17 protein-coding genes and 1 pseudogene are annotated in these 23,018 nt (G+C 71.1%); 5 read left to right on the top strand and 13 right to left on the bottom strand.

The window, feature by feature from the left end; translation table 11 throughout:
- Positions 1-415: 415 nt before the first annotated feature.
- On the top strand, positions 416-1,636 hold the full coding sequence (locus AC08OQ_RS02790) for an NAD(P)/FAD-dependent oxidoreductase (RefSeq protein ID WP_476601832.1): 1,221 nt from the start codon (positions 416-418) through the stop codon (positions 1,634-1,636).
- Positions 1,637-1,660: 24 nt separating this feature from the next.
- On the opposite strand, the gene AC08OQ_RS02795 is transcribed toward AC08OQ_RS02790, so the two are convergent.
- On the bottom strand, positions 1,661-2,515 hold the full coding sequence (locus AC08OQ_RS02795; RefSeq protein WP_476601831.1) for a DUF3017 domain-containing protein: 855 nt from the start codon (positions 2,513-2,515) through the stop codon (positions 1,661-1,663).
- Between the two features lie 104 nt (positions 2,516-2,619).
- Here AC08OQ_RS02795 and AC08OQ_RS02800 point away from each other — a divergent pair, with 104 nt between their 5' ends.
- Positions 2,620-2,985 (top strand): FHA domain-containing protein, encoded by a 366-nt coding sequence (locus tag AC08OQ_RS02800; protein ID WP_476601830.1) that lies wholly within the window; start codon positions 2,620-2,622, stop codon positions 2,983-2,985.
- Between the two features lie 250 nt (positions 2,986-3,235).
- Positions 3,236-3,559, top strand: coding sequence for a hypothetical protein (locus AC08OQ_RS02805; RefSeq protein ID WP_462189215.1), 324 nt, complete (start codon positions 3,236-3,238; stop codon positions 3,557-3,559).
- A 605-nt stretch (positions 3,560-4,164) separates the two neighbouring features.
- Here the strand turns inward: AC08OQ_RS02805 and purH are convergent.
- From purH to AC08OQ_RS02845, 8 genes are all read right to left on the bottom strand, one after another.
- Entirely contained in the window at positions 4,165-5,811 is a 1,647-nt protein-coding gene (gene purH, locus AC08OQ_RS02810) for a bifunctional phosphoribosylaminoimidazolecarboxamide formyltransferase/IMP cyclohydrolase (RefSeq protein WP_476601829.1), read from the bottom strand.
- The gene (gene purN, locus AC08OQ_RS02815) at positions 5,808-6,458 is read right to left on the bottom strand and encodes a phosphoribosylglycinamide formyltransferase (RefSeq protein WP_476601828.1); all 651 of its coding nucleotides are present in this window, start codon (positions 6,456-6,458) and stop codon (positions 5,808-5,810) included. The genes purH and purN overlap by 4 nt, the downstream gene beginning before the upstream one ends.
- Positions 6,459-6,654: 196 nt before the next feature.
- Positions 6,655-7,209 (bottom strand): helix-turn-helix domain-containing protein, encoded by a 555-nt coding sequence (locus AC08OQ_RS02820; RefSeq protein WP_476601906.1) that lies wholly within the window; start codon positions 7,207-7,209, stop codon positions 6,655-6,657.
- A gap of 179 nt (positions 7,210-7,388) precedes the next feature.
- Positions 7,389-8,861, bottom strand: a complete 1,473-nt coding sequence (locus AC08OQ_RS02825) for a cell division protein PerM (RefSeq protein WP_476604081.1) — start codon at positions 8,859-8,861, stop codon at positions 7,389-7,391.
- Positions 8,862-8,881: 20 nt separating this feature from the next.
- Positions 8,882-9,694 carry a hypothetical protein gene (locus AC08OQ_RS02830; protein ID WP_476601908.1) on the bottom strand — a complete coding sequence of 271 codons (813 nt, stop codon included), beginning with the start codon at positions 9,692-9,694 and terminating at the stop codon, positions 8,882-8,884.
- Between the two features lie 186 nt (positions 9,695-9,880).
- Complete coding sequence (sucD, locus tag AC08OQ_RS02835) at positions 9,881-10,753, bottom strand: succinate--CoA ligase subunit alpha (protein WP_462203621.1); 873 nt, start codon at positions 10,751-10,753, stop codon at positions 9,881-9,883.
- A 25-nt stretch (positions 10,754-10,778) separates the two neighbouring features.
- Positions 10,779-11,945 (bottom strand): ADP-forming succinate--CoA ligase subunit beta, encoded by a 1,167-nt coding sequence (sucC, locus tag AC08OQ_RS02840; RefSeq protein WP_476601909.1) that lies wholly within the window; start codon positions 11,943-11,945, stop codon positions 10,779-10,781.
- 429 nt (positions 11,946-12,374) lie between these two features.
- Positions 12,375-13,838 carry a serine/threonine-protein kinase gene (locus AC08OQ_RS02845; RefSeq protein WP_476604080.1) on the bottom strand — a complete coding sequence of 488 codons (1,464 nt, stop codon included), beginning with the start codon at positions 13,836-13,838 and terminating at the stop codon, positions 12,375-12,377.
- Positions 13,839-14,086: 248 nt separating this feature from the next.
- On the opposite strand from AC08OQ_RS02845, the gene AC08OQ_RS02850 reads away from it, so the two are divergent.
- Positions 14,087-15,715, top strand: a complete 1,629-nt coding sequence (locus tag AC08OQ_RS02850; RefSeq protein WP_476598494.1) for a carboxyl transferase domain-containing protein — start codon at positions 14,087-14,089, stop codon at positions 15,713-15,715.
- Positions 15,716-16,153: 438 nt separating this feature from the next.
- Positions 16,154-16,396: pseudogene (locus AC08OQ_RS02855) on the top strand (esterase/lipase family protein); the annotation flags it as partial.
- A gap of 381 nt (positions 16,397-16,777) precedes the next feature.
- Here AC08OQ_RS02855 and pcrA read toward each other — a convergent pair.
- The 4 genes from pcrA to guaA form a co-directional block, all read right to left on the bottom strand.
- On the bottom strand, positions 16,778-19,294 hold the full coding sequence (gene pcrA, locus AC08OQ_RS02860) for a DNA helicase PcrA (RefSeq protein WP_476598496.1): 2,517 nt from the start codon (positions 19,292-19,294) through the stop codon (positions 16,778-16,780).
- Entirely contained in the window at positions 19,291-19,446 is a 156-nt protein-coding gene (locus AC08OQ_RS02865; RefSeq protein WP_462187511.1) for a hypothetical protein, read from the bottom strand. Before AC08OQ_RS02865 ends, pcrA begins: the two co-directional genes overlap by 4 nt.
- Before the next feature lie 158 nt (positions 19,447-19,604).
- Positions 19,605-20,741 carry a threonine ammonia-lyase gene (locus AC08OQ_RS02870; protein WP_462187510.1) on the bottom strand — a complete coding sequence of 379 codons (1,137 nt, stop codon included), beginning with the start codon at positions 20,739-20,741 and terminating at the stop codon, positions 19,605-19,607.
- Positions 20,742-20,973: 232 nt separating this feature from the next.
- On the bottom strand, positions 20,974-22,542 hold the full coding sequence (guaA, locus tag AC08OQ_RS02875; RefSeq protein ID WP_462187523.1) for a glutamine-hydrolyzing GMP synthase: 1,569 nt from the start codon (positions 22,540-22,542) through the stop codon (positions 20,974-20,976).
- Positions 22,543-23,018: the final 476 nt, after the last annotated feature.

Consider the following 23,018-nt stretch of genomic DNA (forward strand, 5'->3'; position numbering starts at 1 on the left):
AACCGTCACCCACAGCAAGATCGCTAAAGCAGGTGAATGTTTACCACGTTCCGCGCTGTACGAGGTTTTCCCGCCGGTCCCGACGACCCGGGCACCCGGTCCACCCCGCGGGCCGGGCGAGGCGGGGCATGCGTCCACCGGGGGGCAGCCGGCTGCGAGACTGGCTGGCGTGCAGACCCTCACATCCTCGTCCGGCCCGCCCGCCCCGCGTGACGAGCACCCCGGAGAGAACGCCACCACGGAGGCCCGAGGATCCGGCGTGACCCCGAGGGACGGCGTGGATCCGAGGGACGGCTCAGGTCCGCGGGAGCGGGCGGGGAGACGTGACATCACGGAAACCGCAGGACCACAATACGTAACGGCAGGACCAGTCAAGGACGCTGACACGATCACCGTCGCCACCCCGATCGTGCGCGTGGACGAGGCGGTCGATCTACTTTCCCGCACGATCGACGTCCTTGTCGTCGGGGGCGGCCCGGCCGGCAGCGCGGCGGCTCTGGGCGCCCTGCGAGAACGCCCGGACGCACACGTCGTCATCGTCGACGCCGCTGAGTTCCCCCGGGACAAGACCTGCGGTGACGGCATCGCCCCGCACGGCCTGGACGTCCTGCGTGATCTCGGCGTGACCGATGCGGTCGCCGGGTACCGGCCGGTGGACCGCATGCGCCTGCGCACCCCAGGGGGCGCCGAGGTGGCCACTCCCTCGGCCCGAGCCAACTACGTGGTACCCAGGGAGGTCTTCGACGCCCGTCTCGTGGCCGCGGCCCAGGCACGTGGGGCTCAGCTGATCCAGCGGCGCGTGCGGTCCCTGGAACTTACCGACCGGCCGCGCCTGGACGGTCGGGGACGGGAGCCGGTCGTCGTGGTCAACGGCACGCTCACGGCGCGGGTCGTCATCGGCGCGGACGGCGCGAACTCCGCGGTACGCCGCGGGCTCGGGCTGCCGGGTAACCCCCCCGAGGCGATGGCGATCGCCGTGCGGGCCTACACCGACGTCGCCTTCGACGACGGCCCCCCCGAACAGTTCATCCACATGACCGACGAGGGTTGGCCGGCCTACGCCTGGTCGTTCCCGATCGGCGACGGCCGTGCGAACATCGGCTACGGGATGCTGCGGTCCCGGCTGGCCGGCGGGACGGACGGAACGAGCGCCAAGACCGTCCTGCGCCGCACGCTCGCCCGCATGCTGCCCGAGACACCGGCGCATCCGGCCACGCTGCGGGCCCATCATCTGCCGCTGTCGACCCATCGCCCCCGGCAGCCGAACGGTCCCGTGCTGCTCGCCGGGGACGCGGCCTCCCTGATCAACCCCCTGACCGGGGAGGGCATTTACTACGCGGTGCTGTCGGGGTCGCTGGCCGGGCATGCCGCCGTCCGCGCGGCGCACCCGGCCAGCGCGGGCCGGGTCTACCGACGCGCTCTCGACGCGGAGCTGGGACGGCATCTGCGGCACACGGCCCTGCTGGCCGGTCTCGCCGGGCGGCGCCGCACGCTGATGGACGCGGCGGTGCGGGCCGCCCGCACTCGTACCGAGCTGTACGACACGCTCGTCGAGATCGGACTGGGCCGCGGCACGATCCCGGCGAGTTCCCTGACCCGTCTGGCGATGCGGCGCACCATGACCGGCCTGCGCTAACCCGCCACGGCCTACGCTAACCCGTCACGGGCCGATATAGGGAACGGCGAATGTGAGGATTATCACAGATACTCCAAACAGAAGGAGAATACCCACATCGAAGGCCCGCCCCCGCACCGCCAGCAGGCCGATCCGCCGTGCCGGCAGCACCAAACGGGCCAGAGCGGCCATCACCAGGACCACGCCGACGACCACCATTCCTCGGCGCCATCTGTCCTGGAAGACCAGCACCAGCCCGACGGTGACCCCGGCGAGCACCAACGCGAAGGTGGCCTCCCGCCGTAGCCAGCCGCCGATCCCGCCCCCGTCGTCACGCCCGGCAGTCCCGGGCCCGGCAGTCCCGGCCCCGGCGGGTGCGCCGGGCGTGACGAATGGTGGCGGGGAGGCAGCTGGGACCGGTGTTCTCCGGGATCCGGAGATGGTCCCTGCCACTGGTGGCCCAGGCTCCGCACCGACCGCCGACTTCCGGTGCTCCTCGGGGCCGACCAGCGGGGAGGACACCGGACGCCACGGGTCGTGCGATGGGATGCCGTCGCCCTCGACCCGCTCCGGTGGGGACGATCCGGGCTGACCCGGGGCGGCCAGCGGGGCCGGTGCCGGCGGAACGGGACGGTCGAACCGACGCAACCCGCGATACTCGGCGGGAAGGCGCTCGTCACGATCCTCGATCGGACGGAAGACGTCGACGCGGGTGGTGCCCGGCCACGACGGACGCCGCCGATCCGCTTCCGCCCCAGCGCGGCGCAGCGGCAGCTCTGCCCGCTCCGCCCGGGGATCGGGCGCCTCATGTCCGCCGGATCGGTACCGCCCCCCCGGCCCGGGGCGGCCTGGATCACCCCCGGGTCGAGCCGGGCCGGAGCCGCGCACCGCGTCGGGCACCCTCACCTCCGGCAGCGGTTGGGATCTCCTGCTGGACAGTGGCCCCGTACGGGACATGGTGGCGTCCCCGCCATCATCGGCGACGGCTTCCACCCGAGTGCAGGATGCATCGAACACCAATCCAACCAGGACATCGGTCCTTACCAACACACGGTAGGCCGCCTGCGGCATCCGGCGCCCACGGACGCACGAGAGCACGGCGGGGCCACGCCGGGGCGGCGCACGGCGGGGCGGCGCACGGCGGGGCGGGGCGCGGGCCGGGTGTCGACATCCCACTCGCCGGCCCCAGCGTCTCCCGGCCGCAAGCCGAGATCGTTCGACGCGGCCCGTATCTCTGCGTCTCGAGTCTCTACGTCTCCAGACGCAGGGCTGTCCCGAAACGGCGCCCGGTGAACGGCCGGCCCGTCGGGCGGCGGATCCTCCACCACGGCGATCTGCCCGATGCCACGACCTGCCGGAGCGGGGGATAACCGCCCTATATCACATGCCAGCGGTCAAAGATGCGATTACCCCATCCGAACACATCACGCGCACAATATGCAACACCCCCACCTATGGAGTCGAAATGAAATAACTTGCGCGTTTCGAACCCTCCACAGGCCTGTGACCTGCGATGATGCTCTCGATCACGTATTTGTTACTTCATTACGTCCCCTATAGGCATCATGCAGGCTTAGGGCAGACTTCCGGCCGCAGTGCCCAAGTGGGATGGAGCGTGACGTGACAGACGAATCACCACACAGCAAGAAGCTGCAGGAACTGATGTTCCGGGCCTGGGAGACCTTCGGGGACGCCCGACACCTGGACAGCGACGACCGAGTGTTCGTCCAGGCGCTGGCGAGGCAGACAGCGGATCGGATCTCAGTGCTCTACGGCGCGAGCTGGCGCGACGCCCTGGACTGGGTCGCCCATCGCTATGTGCCGAACGGCGACCAGCCCGGCGGTGCGCTCGCGGCGGCGGCCAGCCCGACGGCGACGACGTCCAACGGCAGCGCCAGCGGGCGTCGGGGCTCGGCAGCCGCGGAGGCGAACGCCGCCTCGTGAAGTGAGGGCACCGAACGGCGCACGGCGCCGTTGGGCGGCGCCACGGACGAACCACCAGAGCCACCAGAGCCGGTCGGAACATCGACCGAGGCCAGCCGGCCGGCGGGTCGGGACAGAACGTCCGGGGACAGACGACCGGGCACCGATCAGCAGTCGTCCGGTCCGCTATGGCCATCCGGTCCGCTATGGCCATCCGGAGCGGACGAGCGGACGGGAGCCCGGCCCGGCGCGGCCGCGGCCGGACTGTCGCTGTCCCAGGCCGATCATCGGCCTGACAGTGATCATCTACCGGAGGTCAACCAGCGTCCCGGACGCCTGCCCAGTGCCCGACCGGACACCCGCACCGACGCGCCGGGGGCGCCCGGCGTCGTGGCGAGCGACGGCACCGGGATCGCCGGCGACACCGGCGACACCGGCGAGTCGACTCCTTCGATCGAACTGGAGTATCGGCGTACGGACGGGCATCTGCGATGGGGCCGCCGATTCCGGTGAAGACATGCGCTGGTGAAGAGATGCGTGCCGGGGCCGCCGACGACTCCTCGGCAAAGGCTTCGGCCGGTGGCTGGCGGAACATACGCCGGTGCCACCGGCCTGGTGGCCCGCTGTCAGTGCGCGAAGTGGCGGACACCGCTGAAGTAGAGCGTGACGCTGGCCTCTCGGGCGGCCGTGATGACGAGCTCGTCGCGCACCGACCCGCCCGGTTCGACCACGGCCCGCACCCCCGCCTCGGCGAGCACCTCGAAGCCGTCAGGGAACGGGAAATAGGCGTCGCTCGCGGCGACGGCCCCCTTCGCCCGGTCCCCGGCCCGGGTCACCGCGAGCCGGGCCGCGTCCACCCGGTTCACCTGGCCCATCCCGACGCCGACGGTGGCACCGCCGGACGCGAGGAGGATGGCGTTCGACTTCACCGAGCGCACCGCCCGCCAGGCGAACCGCAACTCGGCCAGTAGGGCCTCGTCCGCAGGTGATCCCGCCTCCAGCGTCCATCCGGACGGCTCGTCGCCCGGCGCCTCGACGGCGTCCCGCGACTGCAGGAGCAGGCCTCCGCTGATCTGACGCAGTTCGATCCCGCGCTGGTGCGGCGGCGGCGGGCACTCCAGCAGCCGGATCGACGGCTTACGGGAGAGGATCTCCACCGCGGCGGGTTCGTATGCCGGTGCGACGACGACCTCGGTGAAGATCTCCGCGATCTGTTCGGCGAGCTCGACCGAGACCGGACGGTTGGTCGCGATCACCCCGCCGAAGGCGGAGACCGGGTCGCAGGCATGCGCCTTGCGGTGGGCCTCGGCGATGGTGGCGCCGACCGCGATGCCGCAGGGGTTGGCGTGCTTGATCACGGCCACGGCGGGCTCGGTGAAGTCGAACACTGCTCGGCGGGCGGCGTCGGTGTCGGTGTAGTTGTTGTAGGACATCTGCTTGCCGTGCAGCTGACGGGCCGAGGCGAGGCCGGGCCGACCCCCGGCGTCGCTCTCCACGTAGAGCGCGGCGCGCTGATGGGGATTCTCGCCGTAACGCAGGACCTCCGTACGGTGCCACTGCGCGGACAGCACGTCGGGCCATCCGCTCTCCCGCGCCACCTCGTCCGGCGCGACGGCGCCGGCGAACCACGAAGACACGGCGATGTCGTACGCCGCGGTGTGGGCGAACGCCTTCGCGGCGAGCCGACGGCGAGCGGGAAGATCATATCCGGATCCGCGGACTGCGGCGGCCAACTCGGTGTAGTCGCCGGGTGTGACGACGACGGCGACCGACGCATGGTTCTTCGCCGCCGCGCGGATCATGGCCGGACCGCCGATGTCGATCTGCTCGATCACCTCGTCCTCGCTCGCACCGGAGGCGACCGTCGCGGCGAACGGATACAGGTTGACGACGACCAGGTCGAACGGGGCGATGTCGAGTTCGGCCAGCGCCGCGGCGTGCTCGGCGTTACGCAGATCGGCCAACAGACCGGCGTGCACGTGGGGGTGCAGCGTCTTGACGCGACCGCCCAGCACCTCCGGAAAGCCGGTCACGGTGCTCACCGGTGTGACCGCCAGCCCGTGACGGGCCAGGACGTCGGCGGTCGAACCGGTCGAGACCACCTCGACGTCGGCCACGAGGAACGCCTCCGCGAGGACGTCGAGCCCGCTCTTGTCGTAGACGCTGACAAGCGCCCGTCGCAGCGGCCGCCGCCCGGTGGGGACCACTTCGCCGGGCTCGGATCCGCGGACAGCCCCGCCCTCGCCGGCCACACCTTCGCCCGATGACGTCATGATTCCTCCTGTATCCAAACTTCTACCGATGCGGGAGACCCATCCTCGCCCCGTCGAGGTCCGGCCGGGGCCGAGTCGCCGCTCCCGGCCCGCACGATCTCGCCGATCGTCGCGACGAACAGTCCTCGCTCGACGCTCTGGATCCGTGCATGAAGTGTCTGCTCGGTATCGCCTGGCTCAACCGGCACCGCCCGCTGAGTGATGATTGGACCGGTGTCAACGCCTTCGTCGACCCAGTGCACCGTCACCCCGCTGACCTTCACCCCGGCGGTCAACGCGTCACGCACCGCGGTGGCTCCCGGGAAGGCGGGCAGCAGCGACGGGTGGGTGTTGATCGTCCGGAACCGGCCGATCACCCGGGCACTGAGAATCTTCATGTAGCCCGCCAGGACCAACAGATCGGGCGCGAACTCGGCGATCCGCCCGGCCGTCGCGGCGTTGAAGGCATCCCGGTCCGCGTGGTCCTCGAGACGAACGATGAACACCGGGACCCCCGACGCCCGGGCCCGCCGTTCCGCGCCGGTGCCATAGCGGTCGGTGCCGACCGCCACGACCGCCGCGCCGAACCCGGGGTCCGCGGTTGCGTCGAGGATCGCCTGCAGGGTGGTTCCCGCTCCCGAGGCGAGCGCGACGAGACGAGCAGACACAGACACACTCCGTAAGCAGAATCGGGCGACACGACGAGCCGCCCGCTGCGCAACCGCCATCTGCGGACGGCGGCGGAACAATGGCCGGTTCGACTGTACTGACTCGACCAGCTCCGCCGCTTCCCGCCGGAAACGCGCGCACCGGCGCCCGCCGGGCGCGGCCCGCCAGGCAGCCACCTGAGCCCGGGGCTGCCGATCATGCCGCCGGAACCCATCCGGCGAGGAGATCTGCCAGCCACGCGTCGATGGCCTGGGCGGACGGGACCTCGCAGGCCGCCGGAGACGACAGCCCGTCAGCCAACGAGCGCAGCCCCGCACACCCGTCCTCCTCATCCCCACCCGTGCCGCCCGCTGCACAGGTGCACCCGGCGGAGGCCGCGGGGCCCGCACCTCCCTCGAAGCCCTCATCGAGCTCGCCGTAGTCCCGCCCGTCCAGCAGATCACCCGACCGGCACAGGTAGAGCTCAGCCAGCCGTGACAGGACCTGTGTGGAAGGCGCCCGGCCGCCCTTGGCCGGCCAGCTCTCCCAGTACGAGAAGGTCTTACCGGTCTTGGCCGGCCCCGAACCGGGCCACCGCTCGTTCCAGCGGCGTGCGGCCTCCTCCTGCGTCCAGCCGTGCGCGAGGCGGAACGCGGCGAGCGCGCTCAGGTGATGGCGGGTCTGCAGTCTTCGGGCGATACGGCGATAGGACCAGCCCAGCTCCCGCAGGCGAAGTGCTTCAGCCCGGATACGGGCGACCGTGACCGCCACGACGACCTCCGTGAAGATGATCCAGTGCGGTCACGGTAACCGACGGCGCAGACAGTTTCGGAGGCCGACGGGGTGCCGGGCAAGCGGGGAGGGAGCGGGCGGGGAAAGGTCCCCGCCGGGCGGGGAGCTGCGGGCCCACAGACCTCGAGGAGGCCGCGGCAGCGGGGCCGCGAGGCCGGTCAGGGGTGTCGTCGTGACAGCCGGGCTGACGACCATGAGCCGGACGGTTGCAGCCTGCGCCACCAGGAGGGCGCCGCCGCGTCGTCGGCGACGAACGGCCGCTCGGCCCGACGGGCCGCCAGGTCGATGCCGCCGATCAACAGGAGTCCGACAAGCGCGGTCTCCCCCCCGGCAATCAGGCCGCACAGCCATCCGGACGAGGGACCATAGTGGTTACCCTGACCCGTCACGGTCCCGACCTGTCCCATCGACACTTGGACCGCCAGACCCACGAGGACACCGCAGACCACCGCCCCGAGCAGGACGGTCAGGATGCGAGCCCGGGAGCGGCGTCCCAGGCTCGCCCGATGGACCATGACAGTAAGCACGACGCCGGCCACGACGGGCACCAGCGCCAGCACAAGCCACCCGGGCCTGGGTAACGCGCTCGGCGGAAGGGCCGTCAGCACCGGGAGGTCCGGCAGGTCGGCCGGGCGGACGACATCCGCCCGGACCAGACCCGGACCCGTTCGAAATCCTGGTCCGAGGGCGTAGGACAGACCCCAGAGGACCAGGTTGGGCAGCAGCGCAAGCTGGGTCGCCGTGAGCCCGAGACCCCCGAGCACGCCCACGTCGAGCGAGCGCTCGGCGGCGGCGACCTCGGGCTCGGTCGCCGCGAGCACCAGCGCGACCCCGAACGCGGCGGCCGCCAGCAGCGCCATGAACGCCGCCGCGCCGGACAGCAGGGGGACGCGCAGCATCACGGGCAGCATCCGCCATGCCGTGCGCAGCCGATGGCGGCCGGCCAGCGCGCCGAGCAGGGCGGCCGGTATCCCGAACGCGACCGTCCCCAGCGCCGCAGAACCGGGGGTCGGCCGTACCGAGTGCGTGCGCACGATGAGCGCGACGACCACGACGAAGAGAGTCTGGGCGCCCACGACGCCGATGACGTCGCCTGCCACGGCTCGCCAAGGGACCCCGACGGCGCCATCCGACCGGCAGCGGCCCCCGCGGGAGTCCCCGAGGTCCGCCACCGAAGCGGCGGAGCGCCCTCCGCCGAGCCGGGCAGGCCGCAACCGCGACACCCGGCCCAGCGGCATCCGGCCGAGCGACACCCGGTTCAGCGACACTCGGCCCAGGGGCGTCCGGTTGAGAACGGCATGCGACTGCAGCGGTGCCGCGCTCGCCCGCCGATGTGCCGCGCTCAGCGCCGCGGCCAGCGGAAAGAGGGCGAGGCCCAATGGCCGGAACGCGATGATCCCGTCAGGGAGCCGCAGCGTCGTTCCGTGAGCGGCAAGCCACAGATCGGCTCCGACGCGCAGAGCCGCGGCGGGTCCGGTGGAGGAGCCGGTGTCGGCTCCCCACACAACCAGAACGACGAATTCGATGAACATCAGGCCCGCAGCCGACGCGGCGACCGCCTCCGCCAGGGGCCGTCCGCCCCGCTGCCAGATCCGATCGGCAAGGCGTCGCGGCAGTCTGGGCGGCTGCATGGAGGCGGGCACGTATCGGATCAACGACCGGGAGGAGGCTCCTGCTGGCCGTAACCACCCGGCGGAGGCGGCTGCTGGCCATAACCTGGGGGCGACTGAGCCTGACCCTGCGACGGCTGCCCGTACCCGCCCGGCTGGGCCGGCTGCCCGTACCCGCCGGCGGGCGGCGCGCCGTATCCGCCGACAGGCGGCTGACCGTAGCCCGTGGGCGGCTGACCGGGCGGCCCATAGCCCGGCGGCGGCCCGTACCCCGTGGGCGGCTGGCCGTAACCGGGAGTGGGCTGCTGGCCGTAGGGCTGACCGTAGGGCGGCTGCTGACCACCATACGGAGGCCAGGCGCCCGGCTGACCGGGCCCGGTGGGACGGGCACCCGGACGGCCGGGAATGGGCGCTCCGCTCGCCAGCGCCGTGAGCACACCGAAGACGGTCTGCACGATCGTCAGCAGCAAGGCGAGGTAGAACCCGAAACTCGGCCCGGCGTCCACCCCGCTCGGCACGTCGGGGAACCGGATCCATCTGATCAACAGCAGAAGGACGGCGAACGCCGAGACGGCCGGCAGTATCCACAGGATCGAGACCGGACCAACGTCCGGGATGCGGACGTTGGCGGCGACGCGCGCCGTCACCAGACCGGCGACCACGACCACCAGGAACACCGGGAACCAGGAGTTGAACCCGAGCCCCCAGGCGTTTTTGTGAGCCTCCGCCGAGCGGCCGAAAAACCCCAGGCTCACCGAATACCACGGCAGGAAGCTCACGATGAACGTGACCGCCCCAGAGGCGACCACCCCGATGTCGTTGGTGGCGACGGTACGACCGCCGATCTGTGCCACGACGGCAACCCCACTTCGTCTGGTCGGTCGGTGCGGAGACGAGAGCCGTCGATGCACCGATGCAGAAGTCTTGCAGCCGTCGGAAGCGAAGGGAAGACGTCCGTCCCCGAAGCCCCGCGGCCAAGACCCCTACCTGTCCCGATGCCGAGCCCCCGCGTCCCGCGGGGGCTCGGCATCGGGACAGGCCTACAACGACCGCATGATGTCAGCCATCAGCCGGGCGGTCTCCGACGGGGTCTTGCCAACCCGGACGCCGGCCTTCTCCAGGGCTTCTTTCTTGGCCTGCGCGGTACCGGACGAACCGGACACGATGGCGCCCGCGTGGCCCATCGTCTTGCCCTCCGGCGCGGTGAAGCCGGCCACGTAGCCGACGACCGGCTTGGTCACGTGCTCTTCGATGTGCGCCGCGGCCCGCTCCTCGGCGTCGCCGCCGATCTCACCGATCATCACGATCGCGTCGGTGTTCGGATCGGCCTGGAAGGCGTCGAGCGCGTCGATATGCGTGGTGCCGATGACCGGGTCGCCACCGATGCCGACGCAGGTGGAGAAGCCGAACTCCCGCAGCTCGTACATCATCTGGTAGGTCAGCGTGCCGCTCTTGCTGACCAGGCCGATGCGCCCGCCGGGGGTGATGTCGGCCGGGATGATGCCGGCATTGGACAGACCGGGGCTCGCGATACCCGGGCAGTTCGGCCCGATGATCCGCGTCGTCGCCTTGTACTGGGAGTAGGCGAAGAACTCGGTCGTGTCGTGGATCGGCACGCCCTCGGTGATGACCACCGCGAGCGGGATCGCCGCGTCGATCGCCTCGATCGCCGCGTCCTTGGTGAACGCGGGCGGAACGAAGATCACCGAGGCATTGGCGCCGGTCTGCGCCATCGCATCGGCGACGGAGCCGAACACCGGCACGCCCTCGACCTGCTGGCCCACCTTGCGCGCGTTCACGCCGGCGACGACGTTCGTGCCCGCGGCGAGCATGCGGCGGGTGTGCTTGCTGCCCTCCGAGCCGGTGATGCCCTGCACCACCACCCGGCTGTTCTCGTCAAGCCAGATAGCCATCGGTTCGCAATCCCCTTCGCCCAGGTCAGGCCGCGGCCGCGGCGAGCTCGGCGGCGAGCTTCGCCGCGCCGTCCATCGTGTCGACCGGCTTGACCACCGGCAGGTTCGCCTCGGCCAGGATGCGGCGGCCCTCCTCGGCGTTGTTGCCGTCGAGGCGCACCACCAGCGGGGCGCTGACGTCGCCGACGATCTTCAGGGCCTGCACGATGCCGTTGGCCACCGCGTCGCAGGAGGTGATGCCACCGAAGATGTTGACGAAGACGCTCTTGACCGCCGGGTCACCAAGGATGATCGACAGACCGTTTGCCATGACCTCGGCGGACGCGCCGCCGCCGATGTCGAGGAAGTTCGCCGGGCGCTTGCCGCCGAACTCCTCCCCGGCGTAGGTCACCACGTCGAGGGTGGACATGACCAGGCCGGCACCGTTTCCGATGATCCCGACCTCACCCTCGAGCTTGACGTAGTTGAGGCCCTTCTCCTTGGCCTTCTGCTCCAGCGGGTCCACCGCGGCCACGTCGACGAACGCCTCGTGCTCCGGGTGGCGGAAGTCGGCGTTGTCGTCCAAGCTGACCTTGCCGTCGAGGGCGACGACCCGGCCGTCACCGGTGAGGATCAGCGGGTTGACTTCGACGAGGGTGGCGTCCGACTTGAGGAACACGGTCCAGAGCTTGGCCAGCAGCTCGCTCGCGCCGTCCAGAGCCGCCTCGGGCAGCTTCGCCGTGACCGCGATCTCGCGCGCCTTGGCCGCGTCGACTCCCCTGAGCGGGTCGATCGCGATCCGGGCCAGCGCCTCCGGCTTGGTCGCCGCCACCTCCTCGATCTCCATGCCGCCCTCCCGGGAGGCCATGGCGAGGAAGGTGCGGTTCGCCCGGTCCAGCAGGAAGGATGCGTAGTACTCCTCGGCGATGTTGCTGGCTTCCTCGACGAGCACCGAGTGGACTGTGTGGCCCTTGATGTCCATGCCGAGGATCGCTGTCGCCTTCGCGAAGGCGTCATCCGGCCCGTCGGCTACCTTGACGCCACCGGCCTTGCCCCGGCCTCCAGTCTTGACCTGCGCCTTGACGACGACCTTGCCACCGAGCTCGGTGGCGATCGCGCAGGCCTCCTCGGGGGTGGTCGCGGTCTTCCCGGTGGGCACCGGTACGCCATGTTCGGCGAACAGCTTCTTCGCCTGGTATTCGAAAAGATCCACGGTCCGTCCAGTCGGATGCGGTCGTTACGGGTTGGGATACGTAGAGCTGCACAGAACGCCTGCGAGCCTACTGACGAGGGCGTTACAGCGCGCGCCACGCGCTGTGCACCACACCGCCGTCGCCGGCGGCCCACGGGTGGGATCGAACGGGCCGATCCGGCGCATCCCTCGACCCGGTCCGGGGCCCCGGCAGGTCGATACAGGACAGATACAGGACAGATACAGGACAAATGAGTGTGGACACCCACCGCGCCGAGGGCGGCTTCCGCCCCACCGTCCTCAGAGCGCGGGTCCGCCGGGAGCCGCTGAGCGTGACCGACGGGACCTGCCCTACGCCGTCCCGTGTCCGACGTCACGAAAGTTAAGACCCTCATTATGTCGGAAATCACATGGAAGAAACACCGATCGTAGCCAGCCCCTCCGGACCAGTCAGACGAATTTCAGGATAACGACGATCAAGATCATCGCTAGTCCGATCCCGAGCCAACCCAGGCCGATACCGACGGCCGCCACCGTGGTGCCACGCTCATCCCGGCGGCGGATCCGAACCCGCGCGACCAGTCCCACTACGACAGCCGCGGCACTGCCAATCCCGAAGATCCAGAGTACCGCCAAGAGAACCGACAGCATCGCGCCGCTGTTCCAGTGCCGGCGCCGCGGCGCCTCGGCCCGCCGAGCGTCGGTCCACAGCCCGACCCGCAGCGCAGCCGGTCGACCCGCTGGCGGGAAGGCCGACGGATCGGGAGGACGCGCCGGTGGAGTCGGGTCGCTGGGGCGATAGGTCACCTCCGACCGTCCCGGATCGGACGCCACGTCCGCGGCGGCGGTCGCGCCCCGACGCTCCGCGGGCGCCTGATCCGCCCACTTCCCCGGGACAACCGCTCCCGACGGTGGCGGGGAGACCGGTCGCGGGGAGACCGGTCGCGGGGAGACCGGTCGCGGCGGTGCCGCGGGGGGTAATAGCACGGCGGGCCGAAAGGCCGACGCGGGTGGCGGCGGTCCGACCGGCCACAGGCCAGGTGCCGGGCCCGGTCCCTGCACGTCCGGCGCCCAGCCACCGGACGGGTCGGCCTCGGTGACCCCACGCACCTCCCGGCCTACCAGCGCGGCCAGCAGCGAGGCGGCGTCCGGCCGCTCCCGCGGGGCCTTGGACAGCGCCCTCGCGACCAGGTTGAGCAGGTATCCGGGGAGCGCGTGGAGATCGGGAGAGTCCCGCTGTACCCGGACGGCAAGCAGGTCCGGCGTCTCGGCATGGAAGGGATGCCGCCCCGTCGCCGCGTACGTCATGCAGCTCGCCCAGGCAAAGACGTCCGCTGAGGCGTCCGACGGCTCGCCGCGCATCTGTTCCGGTGACATCCAGGCCAACGTGCCGATCACATGACCGGTGCGGGTCAGCGTGGCGCTGTCGGTCAGGTGCGCGATCCCGAAGTCGATCACCTTGGGCCCGTCCCAGGCCAGCAGGATGTTGGACGGCTTGAGATCACGATGGACGACACCGGCGGCGTGGATGGCGACCAGCGCGTCGGCGAGGCCGACGGCGAGACCCCGGACGAGGTGGTCCTCCAGCCGACCGCGGGCCCGGACGGCCTCGGCCAGGCTGGTCCCCTCGACGTACTCGGTGACCATCCACGGCGCCGCGGCCTCGGTGTCGGCGTCGAGCACGGCGGCCACCGCCGTACCTCGCACGCGCAGCGCCGCCCGCACCTCACGTTCGAAGCGGCTGCGGAACTCCTCGTCCTCGGCGAGATCCTCGGCAGCGACCTTCACCGCAACGGGACGCCGATCCGGGGCGAAACCGAGATACACGGTCCCCATCCCGCCGGCACCGATCCGGTTCTGCAGACGGTACGGGCCGATTTGGCGAGGATCGTCCTCCATCAGCGGTGTGAGCATCGCTTCCCTCGCTGCTCCCCTCGCTGCACCGGTGTAGCAGGTTCGATCCGGGTTCCCACCCGCCCAGGGGGCTGTGGGTGAAAGAGTATGTCCCCGGCCGCCATCGGCCGAAGGCGCGGTGCGTCGCAGGCGTGCGGGCCCGCGAGCACCCGCCGGCCACCCGCCGGCGGGGAGTGCCCGTCCGTGTTCCACGACACCATGGCCGCGACGACGGGCATCCGGTCGGCCCCGGGCGCGAAAATGCAGGCGTGGACAGCGACACCCGGCCGGGCCAGGAGACGACCGCCGACTGGCGCGCCGCCCTGCTCGCAGGCATCACCCTGCGGCCCGCCACGGCCGCGGCCGTCAACCGACTGGGCTGGCCCGACTACGACGGTCGACCGGCTCTGCGCTGGGGCGAGGGCGCGGTGGCCGGCATCCCTGCCGTGGTCGCGGTCTGGGATTTCACGGTTTACGGGGGAAGCTTTGGCGAGCGGGACGCACGTGGGTTCGCCGAGGCCGCCACCGCGGCCGCAGCCAGCCGCCGTCCCCTGGTGTCGTTCCTGCGCAGCGGTGGCACCCGCTTGCAGGAAGGGGTCGCCGGACTCGTCGGACTGCCCCAAGCCGCACTGGCGCTCGCCGCGCTGGACGCGGCGGGGGTCGGTCACATCGCCGTCGCGGACCAGCCCACCACCGGTGGTATCTGGGTGACGATCGGCTCCCGCGCGGACCTTCGGTGCGCGGTACGCGGGGCGACGGTCGGCTTCGCCGGGCCTCGGGTGGTCGCGGCGGTCACCGGCACCGCCCCGTCTCCGGGCAGCTACACCGCAGGCTCGGCGTACGCCGCCGGGCTGGTCGACGCGGCGGCGGCGCCCAGGGCGGTCCAGGCGTGGCTGCGGCGGGCCCTGACCGGCCTGGCGGGTCTACCAGATCGGGAGAGCCGGGCTGGTCCAGGTACCCGGACCAGCCCGGGCGGCCAAACCACTCCGGGCGGATCGGGCGACCTGGCAGACGGAGGCGACCTGGCAGACGGATCGGACGGCGGCCCGTCACAAGCCGACGACGAGACCACCCTCCCCGTCCCGCCCGACGATCCGGACACCCGAACCGGGTCCGACGGACCTGCGCCGGGGGCTGAACACGTCGCCGCGCGCTCCGGGTGGGCGCAGGTGCGGGCGGCCAGGGACGGCATCCGACCGGACGGCATCGAGGTGCTGCAGACGCTGCTTCCCGACGGCGTCGACCTGGTCGGGCCGGATCCCCGGGTCGTGGCCGGTGTGGGGGTGCTCCTGGGCGACGTCGCGGGGGCTGCGGGGCGGGGAGGGCCGATGCGTGCGGTGGTTGTAGCTGTCGGGGCCCGTCGCGGCGACGCCCCGGGGCCGGCCGGGTACCGGTTGTTGGTCCGCGCCGCCCGGCTCGCGGGGAAGCTGGGGATTGGTCTCGTGACCCTGGTCGACACGCCCGGCGCGGCGAACGACGCGGACGCCGAGGCCGCGGGCATCGCGGCGGCGATCGGGGACGCGATGGCCGCGGTGTTGGCCTGCCCCTCGCCGACGCTGTCGATCGTGTTGGGTGAGGGCGGCTCCGGCGGGGCTCTCGCCGCGGCGGTCACCGACATCGTGGCCATGACCCCGGACAGTTACTTCACCGCGCTCTCCCCGGAGGGCACCGCCGTCACGCTGCGGGTACCGGTCGAGCGGGCCGCAAACGTCTCCGGGCTACGGCCGACCGACCTAAACGCGCTGGGATTCGCCGATCGGCTCCTGTCCGCCACCACCGCGGCCGAGACGGCGCGCGACGCTGCATCGCTGCTCGCATCCCTGAGCCGGGAGGACCAGGGCGATCGGCTGCGCCGGCGGCAGGCTCGATGGTCGACAGGGCTACCTAACAGTCTGTAGTATTTCTCTCCGGTCTTTACTTGGTCACCGGGATATCTGCCGACCTGGGGGGCGAGCACCACGGCTGGCGGCACGGATGGTACGGCGAGGGAAAGCGAGCGGGCCATCGGCGAGCAGATACTGCCATCGTTGGCTGCGGCCACGGCCCGCCTGAGGCGGGCCGTGGCCGCAGCCAACGTCGCCGCTCCAGGGCGGTCGGTCCTCGTCGGCCTGCGCACGACCCCGGTGAATGCCCGCGGGCTCGCCGTGGAAGCGGCCTGGATCGCCACCCACCTCGCCCTCTACCCGGCGAGTGCGCTGCGCCGGCAGCGCCCGCGCGAGCACGAGCCCTACTCACTGAGCGCCCTCTCCCCCCTGCACCGCAGCCTGCTGGTCAACGCTCCCGACGCGGCAGGCACCCCGATCCTGCTGATCCACGGCCTGATCGACAACCGGTCCGTGTTCACCCGGTTGGGCCGGTCGCTGCGCCGCCGCGGTTTCCGCCGGGTGCGCACGGTGGAGCTGCCGCTGCTCGTACCGACGGTGCAGGAAGCGGCGCTCCGACTCGCCGCGTCCGTGCACGCCGCCATGGCGGACAGCGGCAGGCAGCGCGTGCACATCGTCGCCCATTCACTCGGCGGGCTGGTGGCCCGTTACTACGTGCAGCAACTCGGGGGCGATCAGTACGTGGACACGCTGATCACTCTCGCGACGCCTCATTCCGGCACCCGTCTCGCCGGGCTTGTCCCCCGGTCGGTGCCGTACCGGCTCGTCACCCAGCTACGGCCGGGATCGGCGCTCCTACGCGAACTCGCCGCACCCGCCCCCGGCTGCCGGACCCGGTTCGTCGCGATCGGCGCCGGGCTGGACAGCGTGGTGCGGCCCGCCGAGGCGGCGCTCGACCATCCCGATCTCGACATCGAAAATCACACCGTGCCGGGCCTCGGGCATCATTCCCTGGCGTTCAGCGGCAAGGTTGCCCACCTGGTCGCGAGCTGCCTCGCCGGGGCGCCGGACCGGCCGGGACCGGTCCCCCGAGCGGAACGGTCCCGGCGACCCGGACCGTCGGGACCCTCGGGACCGTCAGAGCTTCTCGACGGGGGCGTACCGCAGGAGCAGGCGCTTCGTGCCGGCGTTCTCGCCGAAGTCGATGGTCGCCTCGGCGGAGTCACTGACCCCGCCGGTGGCGACGACAACCCCGAGACCGAAACTGTCATGGGTCACCCGGTCGCCTTGGCGCAGTTCCAGGACGGCCCGCGCGGCCGGCCGCGCGCGGCCCGAGAACGGCGAGTTCGGTAGCGGTTTACGCGCCGCCGGGGCGTCGGCGGCGCCCCGGCGGGTGGCGCCCGGCCCAAACCCGCCAGACGAACCCCAGGACGTCCCCGCGGGCGCCGGCGGGGGATCGGCCAGCCGACGCCAGTCAACCAGCGTGTCCGGCACCTCGCCGAGGAAGCGCGACGGCGGGTTGTAGGCCGGTTGGCCCCAGGCGCTGCGCATCACCGCGCGGGTCAGGTAGAGCCGGGTCCGGGCCCGGGTGACGCCCACATAGGCGAGCCGGCGTTCCTCCTCGAGCTGGGTGGGATCTCCCAAGGTCCGCAGGTGCGGGAAGACGCCGTCCTCGAGACCGGTGAGGAAGACGACGGGGAACTCGAGGCCCTTGGCGCTGTGCAGCGTCATAAGGGTGACCACGCCATCGGAACCGTCGTCGCTCGGAACCTGGTCCGCGTCGGCGACGAGCGAGACCTGCTCGAGGAACTCCGCGAGCGTGCCCTCGGGCAGCCGCTGGGTGAACTCCTGGACCACTCCGACCAGTTCCTGCAGGTTTTCCACCCGGCCCTGGGACTCGACGGTGTCCTCGGCGAGGAGTTCCGACAGGTAGCCGGTGCGTTCAAGCACCGCCTCGACCACGGCCACCGGGTCGTCGGCCGCCATGGTGTGTAGCTCGGCGAGCAGCGCGGTGAACTCTCGCACCGCCTTCGCCGAGCGCGCGGCGATCCCCGGCACCTCGTCGACACGCTCCAGTGCCTGCGCGAACCCGATCCGCTCGACATCGGCGAAGCCCGCCAGGGCCGCCTCAGCCCGCTCGCCGATCCCGCGGCGAGGCACGTTCAGGATGCGACGCAGGTTCACCGTGTCGCTGGGATTGACGAGGACCCGCAGGTAGGCAAGGAGATCACGGATCTCCTTGCGCTCGTAGAACCGCACCCCGCCAACCACCCGGTAGGGCAGCCCGACCCGGACAAAGATCTCCTCAAACACCCGGCTCTGGGCGTTGGTCCGGTAGAACACCGCGACGTCGGCGGACCGCGCGAGCTTCGCGTCCGAGAGCCGGTCGACCTCCTCGGCGACAAAGGCCGCCTCGTCGTGCTCGTTGTCGGCGGCGAATCCGACGATCTTCTCACCGTCACCGGCGTCCGACCACAGCCGCTTGGCCTTGCGCTGGTTGTTACGCGCGATCATCGCGTTCGCGGCGGAGAGGATGGTCTGGGTGGAGCGGTAGTTCTGTTCCAGCAGGATCACCGCGGCGTTCGGGAAGTCCTCCTCGAACTCCACGATATTGCGGATGTTCGCCCCGCGGAAGGCGTAGATCGACTGGTCCGCGTCGCCAACCACGCACAGCTCCGCCGGTGGGACGGCGCCCGAGGCCCAGGTATCCGACCCGGCCGCTGGCTCCTCTGACTCCACCGGCGCGGACCCGGCACCGAAGTACGCCGGCTGACCGACGAGCTCGCGCACCAAAACGTACTGCGCGTGGTTGGTGTCCTGGTACTCGTCCACGAGCACATGTCGGAAGCGGCGCCGGTAGTGCTCAGCGACGTCGGGGAACGCCTGGAGGAGGTTCACCGTCGTCATGATCAGATCGTCGAAGTCGAGGGCGTTGGCCTGAGCCAGCCGCTGCTGATAAGCGGCGTAGACCTCGGCGACGGTCCGCTCGAGGTGGTTCGTGGCCCGGTCCCGTGCGGCCTCCCAGTCGATCAGTTCGTTCTTCAGGTTGCTGATCTGTGCCGCCAGACCTCGGGCGGGATGCCGCTTGGGATCAAGATCGAGGTCGCGGGTGACCAGAGTGATCAGACGCTGCGCGTCGGCGGCGTCGTAGATGGAGAAGGTCGAGCTGAACCCGAGACTCTTCGCCTCGGACCTCAGGATGCGCACGCAGGCCGAGTGGAAGGTGCTCACCCACATCGCCCGCGCCCGAGAACCGACCAGTGCCGAGACCCGTTCGCGCATCTCGCTGGCGGCCTTGTTGGTGAACGTGATCGCCAGAATCTCCCCCGGCCGGACCCCCCGGGCAGCCAGCAGGTACGCGATACGGTGGGTCAGCACCCGCGTCTTGCCGGACCCCGCGCCCGCGACGACAAGCAGGGGTGCTCCGATGTGCACCACCGCCGCCCGCTGCTGCAGGTTGAGCCCGTCGAGCAGAACCTCGGCATCCAGGCGCGGCGAGGAGGAGTCACCGGGCCCGTCCCCGCCCACCGGCGGCGCCAGCACCGCTGGGCCGAACAGGTCGTAGGGCACGTGCGCACCGCCGTGGACATCCGTCCCGACCGACCCGGCGATGCCGGATCCGCCGCCGTGGGAATCGCCGAAAAAGCCGCTCATGGGACTCCGATCGTACGTTCGACGTCGAGCGGGTCGGACCGCGGCATGCCCGGATCGTACCCGACGACCCGGTTCGCGGTGTGGTTCGCGGTGTGGTTCGCGAGATGCACCGACAGCCCCACCCGGCCGCGGTCCTCGCGCGTCCGTGCCACCACATGACCATCACGCGTCCACGCCCAGTGGTCGTCGACCCGCGTGCTGACCAGCCTATTGTCCGTCGTTCCCGCCCCGCCCCGCGCGCGAGGGCGGGGCGTCGATGGCCGTGGTCCGCGTCAACGCCCGGCCCACCGGCGGTCACGCGGTCAGGCGGTCACGCGGTGCTCGACGCGCTCGGCGGGATGGCCGCGAGCGCCTTCACCCTGCTGGCCACCCCCGGGTCGATGTTGCCGCCCGACAGGATCGCCACCGTCGGGCCCTGCGCGAGATCACCTTGACGCAACAAGGCCGCAACCCCCGCGGCGCCGGCCGGTTCCACCTGGTGGCCGGCCCGGTGCAGCAACACCATCGCCTCCCAGAACGCTGCCTCATCGACCGTGACGATCTCGTCCACCAGGCGTGCGGCAAGGGCGAAGGTCAGAACCCCGGGAGCGTTCACCGCCATACCGTCGGCGATCGTGGTCGACGCCGAGACCACCCGTGACGAACGTGGCGCCGTCGGCTGTTCGGACGTCCGGCTGCCCGGAATCGTCCCGGCTTCCCACAGTGTTCCGGCACCAGGCGTCACCACCCCACCGGGGGGCACCGGGAGCCGCCGGCCAGCCCGCAGCGACGCGGCGAACGCCGACGACAGCACGGACTGCACACCGACCACTCGCACATCGGGGCGCCGGGACCGCACCGCCGCAGCCAGCCCGCTGATCAGTCCTCCGCCGCCCACCCCGACCAGAACGGTGCCGAGATCGGGCACCTGATCGAGCAACTCCAAGCCGATCGTGCCCTGCCCGGCCACCACCGTCGGGTCGTCGAATGGGTGGACCAGCAGCCGGTCTCCCCGGGCGGCGAAGGCGGCGGCCGCCGCGAGCGCCGCTTCCACCCCCCCGGGTATCTTCTCGACCCGGGCGCCCCACCGGCGCGTCCGCGCCACTTTGACCGGATTGGCCCCCACCGGCACGAAGATCGTCGCCTCGACGCCGAAGGTCGCGGCCGCGAAGGCCACTCCCTGGGCGTGGTTACCGGCACTGGCCGCCACCACCCCCCGGGCCCGCGTCGCCGGATCCGCGGTGGCCACCCGGTGGTAGGCACCCCGAAGCTTGAACGAACCGGTGTGCTGCTCGTGCTCACACTTGAGCCAGACGGGCGCACCGATCGCCGCCGACAGGCCGAGATCCCGGACGACTCTGGTCTGTCGTGCCACCCCGGCAAGGACGCGGGCCGCGGCGCGGATGTCCGACGCCCAGAGTTCGGCGTCCGGGGCTACCGATCGGTCGTCTGCGGCTGCTGCGGTCATGGAGCATCTCCCGGCGGCTGAGCGGCCACCCCACCATGACCGCGGCAACAAAAAAGCCCCCCACCAGGACAAGGCGGAAGGGCGAGGCGCAGACCCGATGACCGGTCGCGCGCCTAGGTAATGGCCATCTCGTGCGGGGTCACGTCATCCAGGGTGCTCCGGTCCCGCCCGGACGTCAAACGTGCCCGTCGGCGGGGGTCGCCCGACGGGCACGCGCTCCGATCCGGGATCGTCACTCCCACTCAATCGTGCCGGGGGGCTTGGAGGTGATGTCGTACACCACCCGGTTGACCTGCGGCACCTCGTTGACCACCCGGTTCGAGATGCGTTCCAGCAGGCCGTAGGGTAGCCGGGCCCAGTCGGCGGTCATCGCGTCCTCGCTGGTGACCGCGCGCAGGACGATCGGGAAGCCGTACGTACGCTCGTCACCCTGGACGCCTACCGACCGCACGTCGGCGAGCAGCACCGCGAAGACCTGCCAGATCTCGCGGTCCAGGCCGGCCTTGCGAATCTCCTCCCGGATCACCGCGTCGGCCGCCCGCACCACGTCGAGCCGCTCGGGCGTGACCTCGCCGATGATGCGGACGGCGAGGCCCGGGCCCGGGAACGGCTGGCGCCAGACGATCTCCTCGGGCAGCCCGAGCTCCTCGCCGAGCCGACGGACCTCGTCCTTGAACAGGGTCCGAAGCGGCTCGACCAGACCGAACCGCAGGTCCTCGGGCAGTCCGCCGACGTTGTGATGAGACTTGATCTTCGCGGCCGTCGGCGAACCGGATTCGATCACATCAGGATACAATGTCCCCTGCACGAGAAAGTCGATCGTCGCGCCCTCCGCCTCCGCCCGGGCCTCCAGTTCGCGGGCGGACTCCTCGAAGACCCGGATGAACTCGCGGCCGATAATCTTCCTCTTCCGTTCCGGATCGGTCACTCCGGACAGCGCGGCGGCAAACCGGTCGGCCGCCTTGACATGGACCAGATCCACACCGGTGGTCGCGACGAAATCGCGTTCGACCTGTTCCGCCTCGCCGGCCCGCAGCAAACCATGATCGACGAAGACGCAGGTGAGCGCGTCTCCCACCGCCCGGTGCACGAGCGCGGCAGCGACCGCGGAGTCCACCCCGCCGGACAGGCCGCAGATCAACCGTCCGGTCCCGACCTGGGCCCGGACGGCCGCGACAGCCTCGTCAACAATGTTGATCATTGTCCAGGTGGGCCGGCAGCCCGCGCCCACGAACAGGAAGTGCCGCAGCACGTCCATGCCTCGCTCGCTGTGGACCACCTCTGGGTGGAACTGCACGCCGTAGAGACGACGCGCGGGGTCCTCAAAGGCGGCGACCGGGGCCGACGGTGTGGAAGCCGTCACCCGGAAGCCGGGCGGCGCGGCGGTCACCGAGTCGCCATGCGACATCCAGACCTGCTGGACAACGGGCAGACCGTCGAAGAGAACCCCGGGACCCGACACCGACAGACGAGTTGCTCCGTACTCGGCGGTTCCCGTGCGCGCGACGGCGCCGTCAAGCGCCTGAGCCATGACCTGATGGCCATAGCAGATACCGAGAATAGGCACTCCGGTAGCGAACAACGCAGGATCCACCCGGGGCGCGCCAGGCGAGTAGACGGACTTCGGGCCGCCAGAAAGGATCAGTGCGGACGGACGCCGGGCGAGGATCTCGTCCACCGACATATCCCACGGGACGATCTCCGAATACACATGACATTCGCGTATGCGCCGGGCGATCAGTTGGGCATACTGGGCACCGAAATCGATCACCAGCACGGTGTCATAGCCCGGATGCCCCACCGCGGACGGGCCGGTGGGGCCGTCCGCCGGGGACCGCGGAACATCCCGAACCGCGCCGGTATCCGTCGGCTCCGCACCGCGACCAGCACTGCTACGCTGCAACTCACTCACCCCGCAAGCCTACGGACACGACGACCCCACCGGTCCGCCCAGGCGCCCAACCATCTCCCACGGCCTTCACCGGAACAGACGAAGCACGCCGGACGCCGCCACAAAGGCGGTAAGGGCTCATGTCGGAGATGTCTAGGATGCCGAGTTTGCGTCTTCAGCCGGGTTCACTCACCCCGACAATCGCTTCGATCATCAGTGACGCCCGATGTCGGGCTTCCCCGGCCTTCCCCGGCGGTTACGGTAGTGGTGACTCCGCGCGCAGTAGCGACAACTGACGTGCAGCCACCAAGGCGCTTACGGTGGGCGCCTTTCGGATGCCGACTTCGTACCGCTATGGTGCCTGACAAGGGACATCCGGGCCCGAT

It is taken from the genome of Frankia sp. CcCS3 (genome assembly GCF_977927575.1).

What these genes read in the sequence shown, in the direction of transcription:
- AC08OQ_RS02845 (WP_476604080.1), bottom strand. Translation starts at nt 13,838, where the DNA reads ATGCTCACACCGCTGATGGAGGACGATCCTCGCCAAATCGGCCCGTAC.
- pcrA (WP_476598496.1), bottom strand. Translation starts at nt 19,294, where the DNA reads ATGAGCGGCTTTTTCGGCGATTCCCACGGCGGCGGATCCGGCATCGCC.
- AC08OQ_RS02870 (WP_462187510.1), bottom strand. Translation starts at nt 20,741, where the DNA reads ATGACCGCAGCAGCCGCAGACGACCGATCGGTAGCCCCGGACGCCGAA.
- purH (WP_476601829.1), bottom strand. Translation starts at nt 5,811, where the DNA reads ATGACGTCATCGGGCGAAGGTGTGGCCGGCGAGGGCGGGGCTGTCCGC.
- AC08OQ_RS02800 (WP_476601830.1), top strand. Translation starts at nt 2,620, where the DNA reads ATGCATCGAACACCAATCCAACCAGGACATCGGTCCTTACCAACACAC.
- sucD (WP_462203621.1), bottom strand. Translation starts at nt 10,753, where the DNA reads ATGGCTATCTGGCTTGACGAGAACAGCCGGGTGGTGGTGCAGGGCATC.
- AC08OQ_RS02825 (WP_476604081.1), bottom strand. Translation starts at nt 8,861, where the DNA reads ATGCAGCCGCCCAGACTGCCGCGACGCCTTGCCGATCGGATCTGGCAG.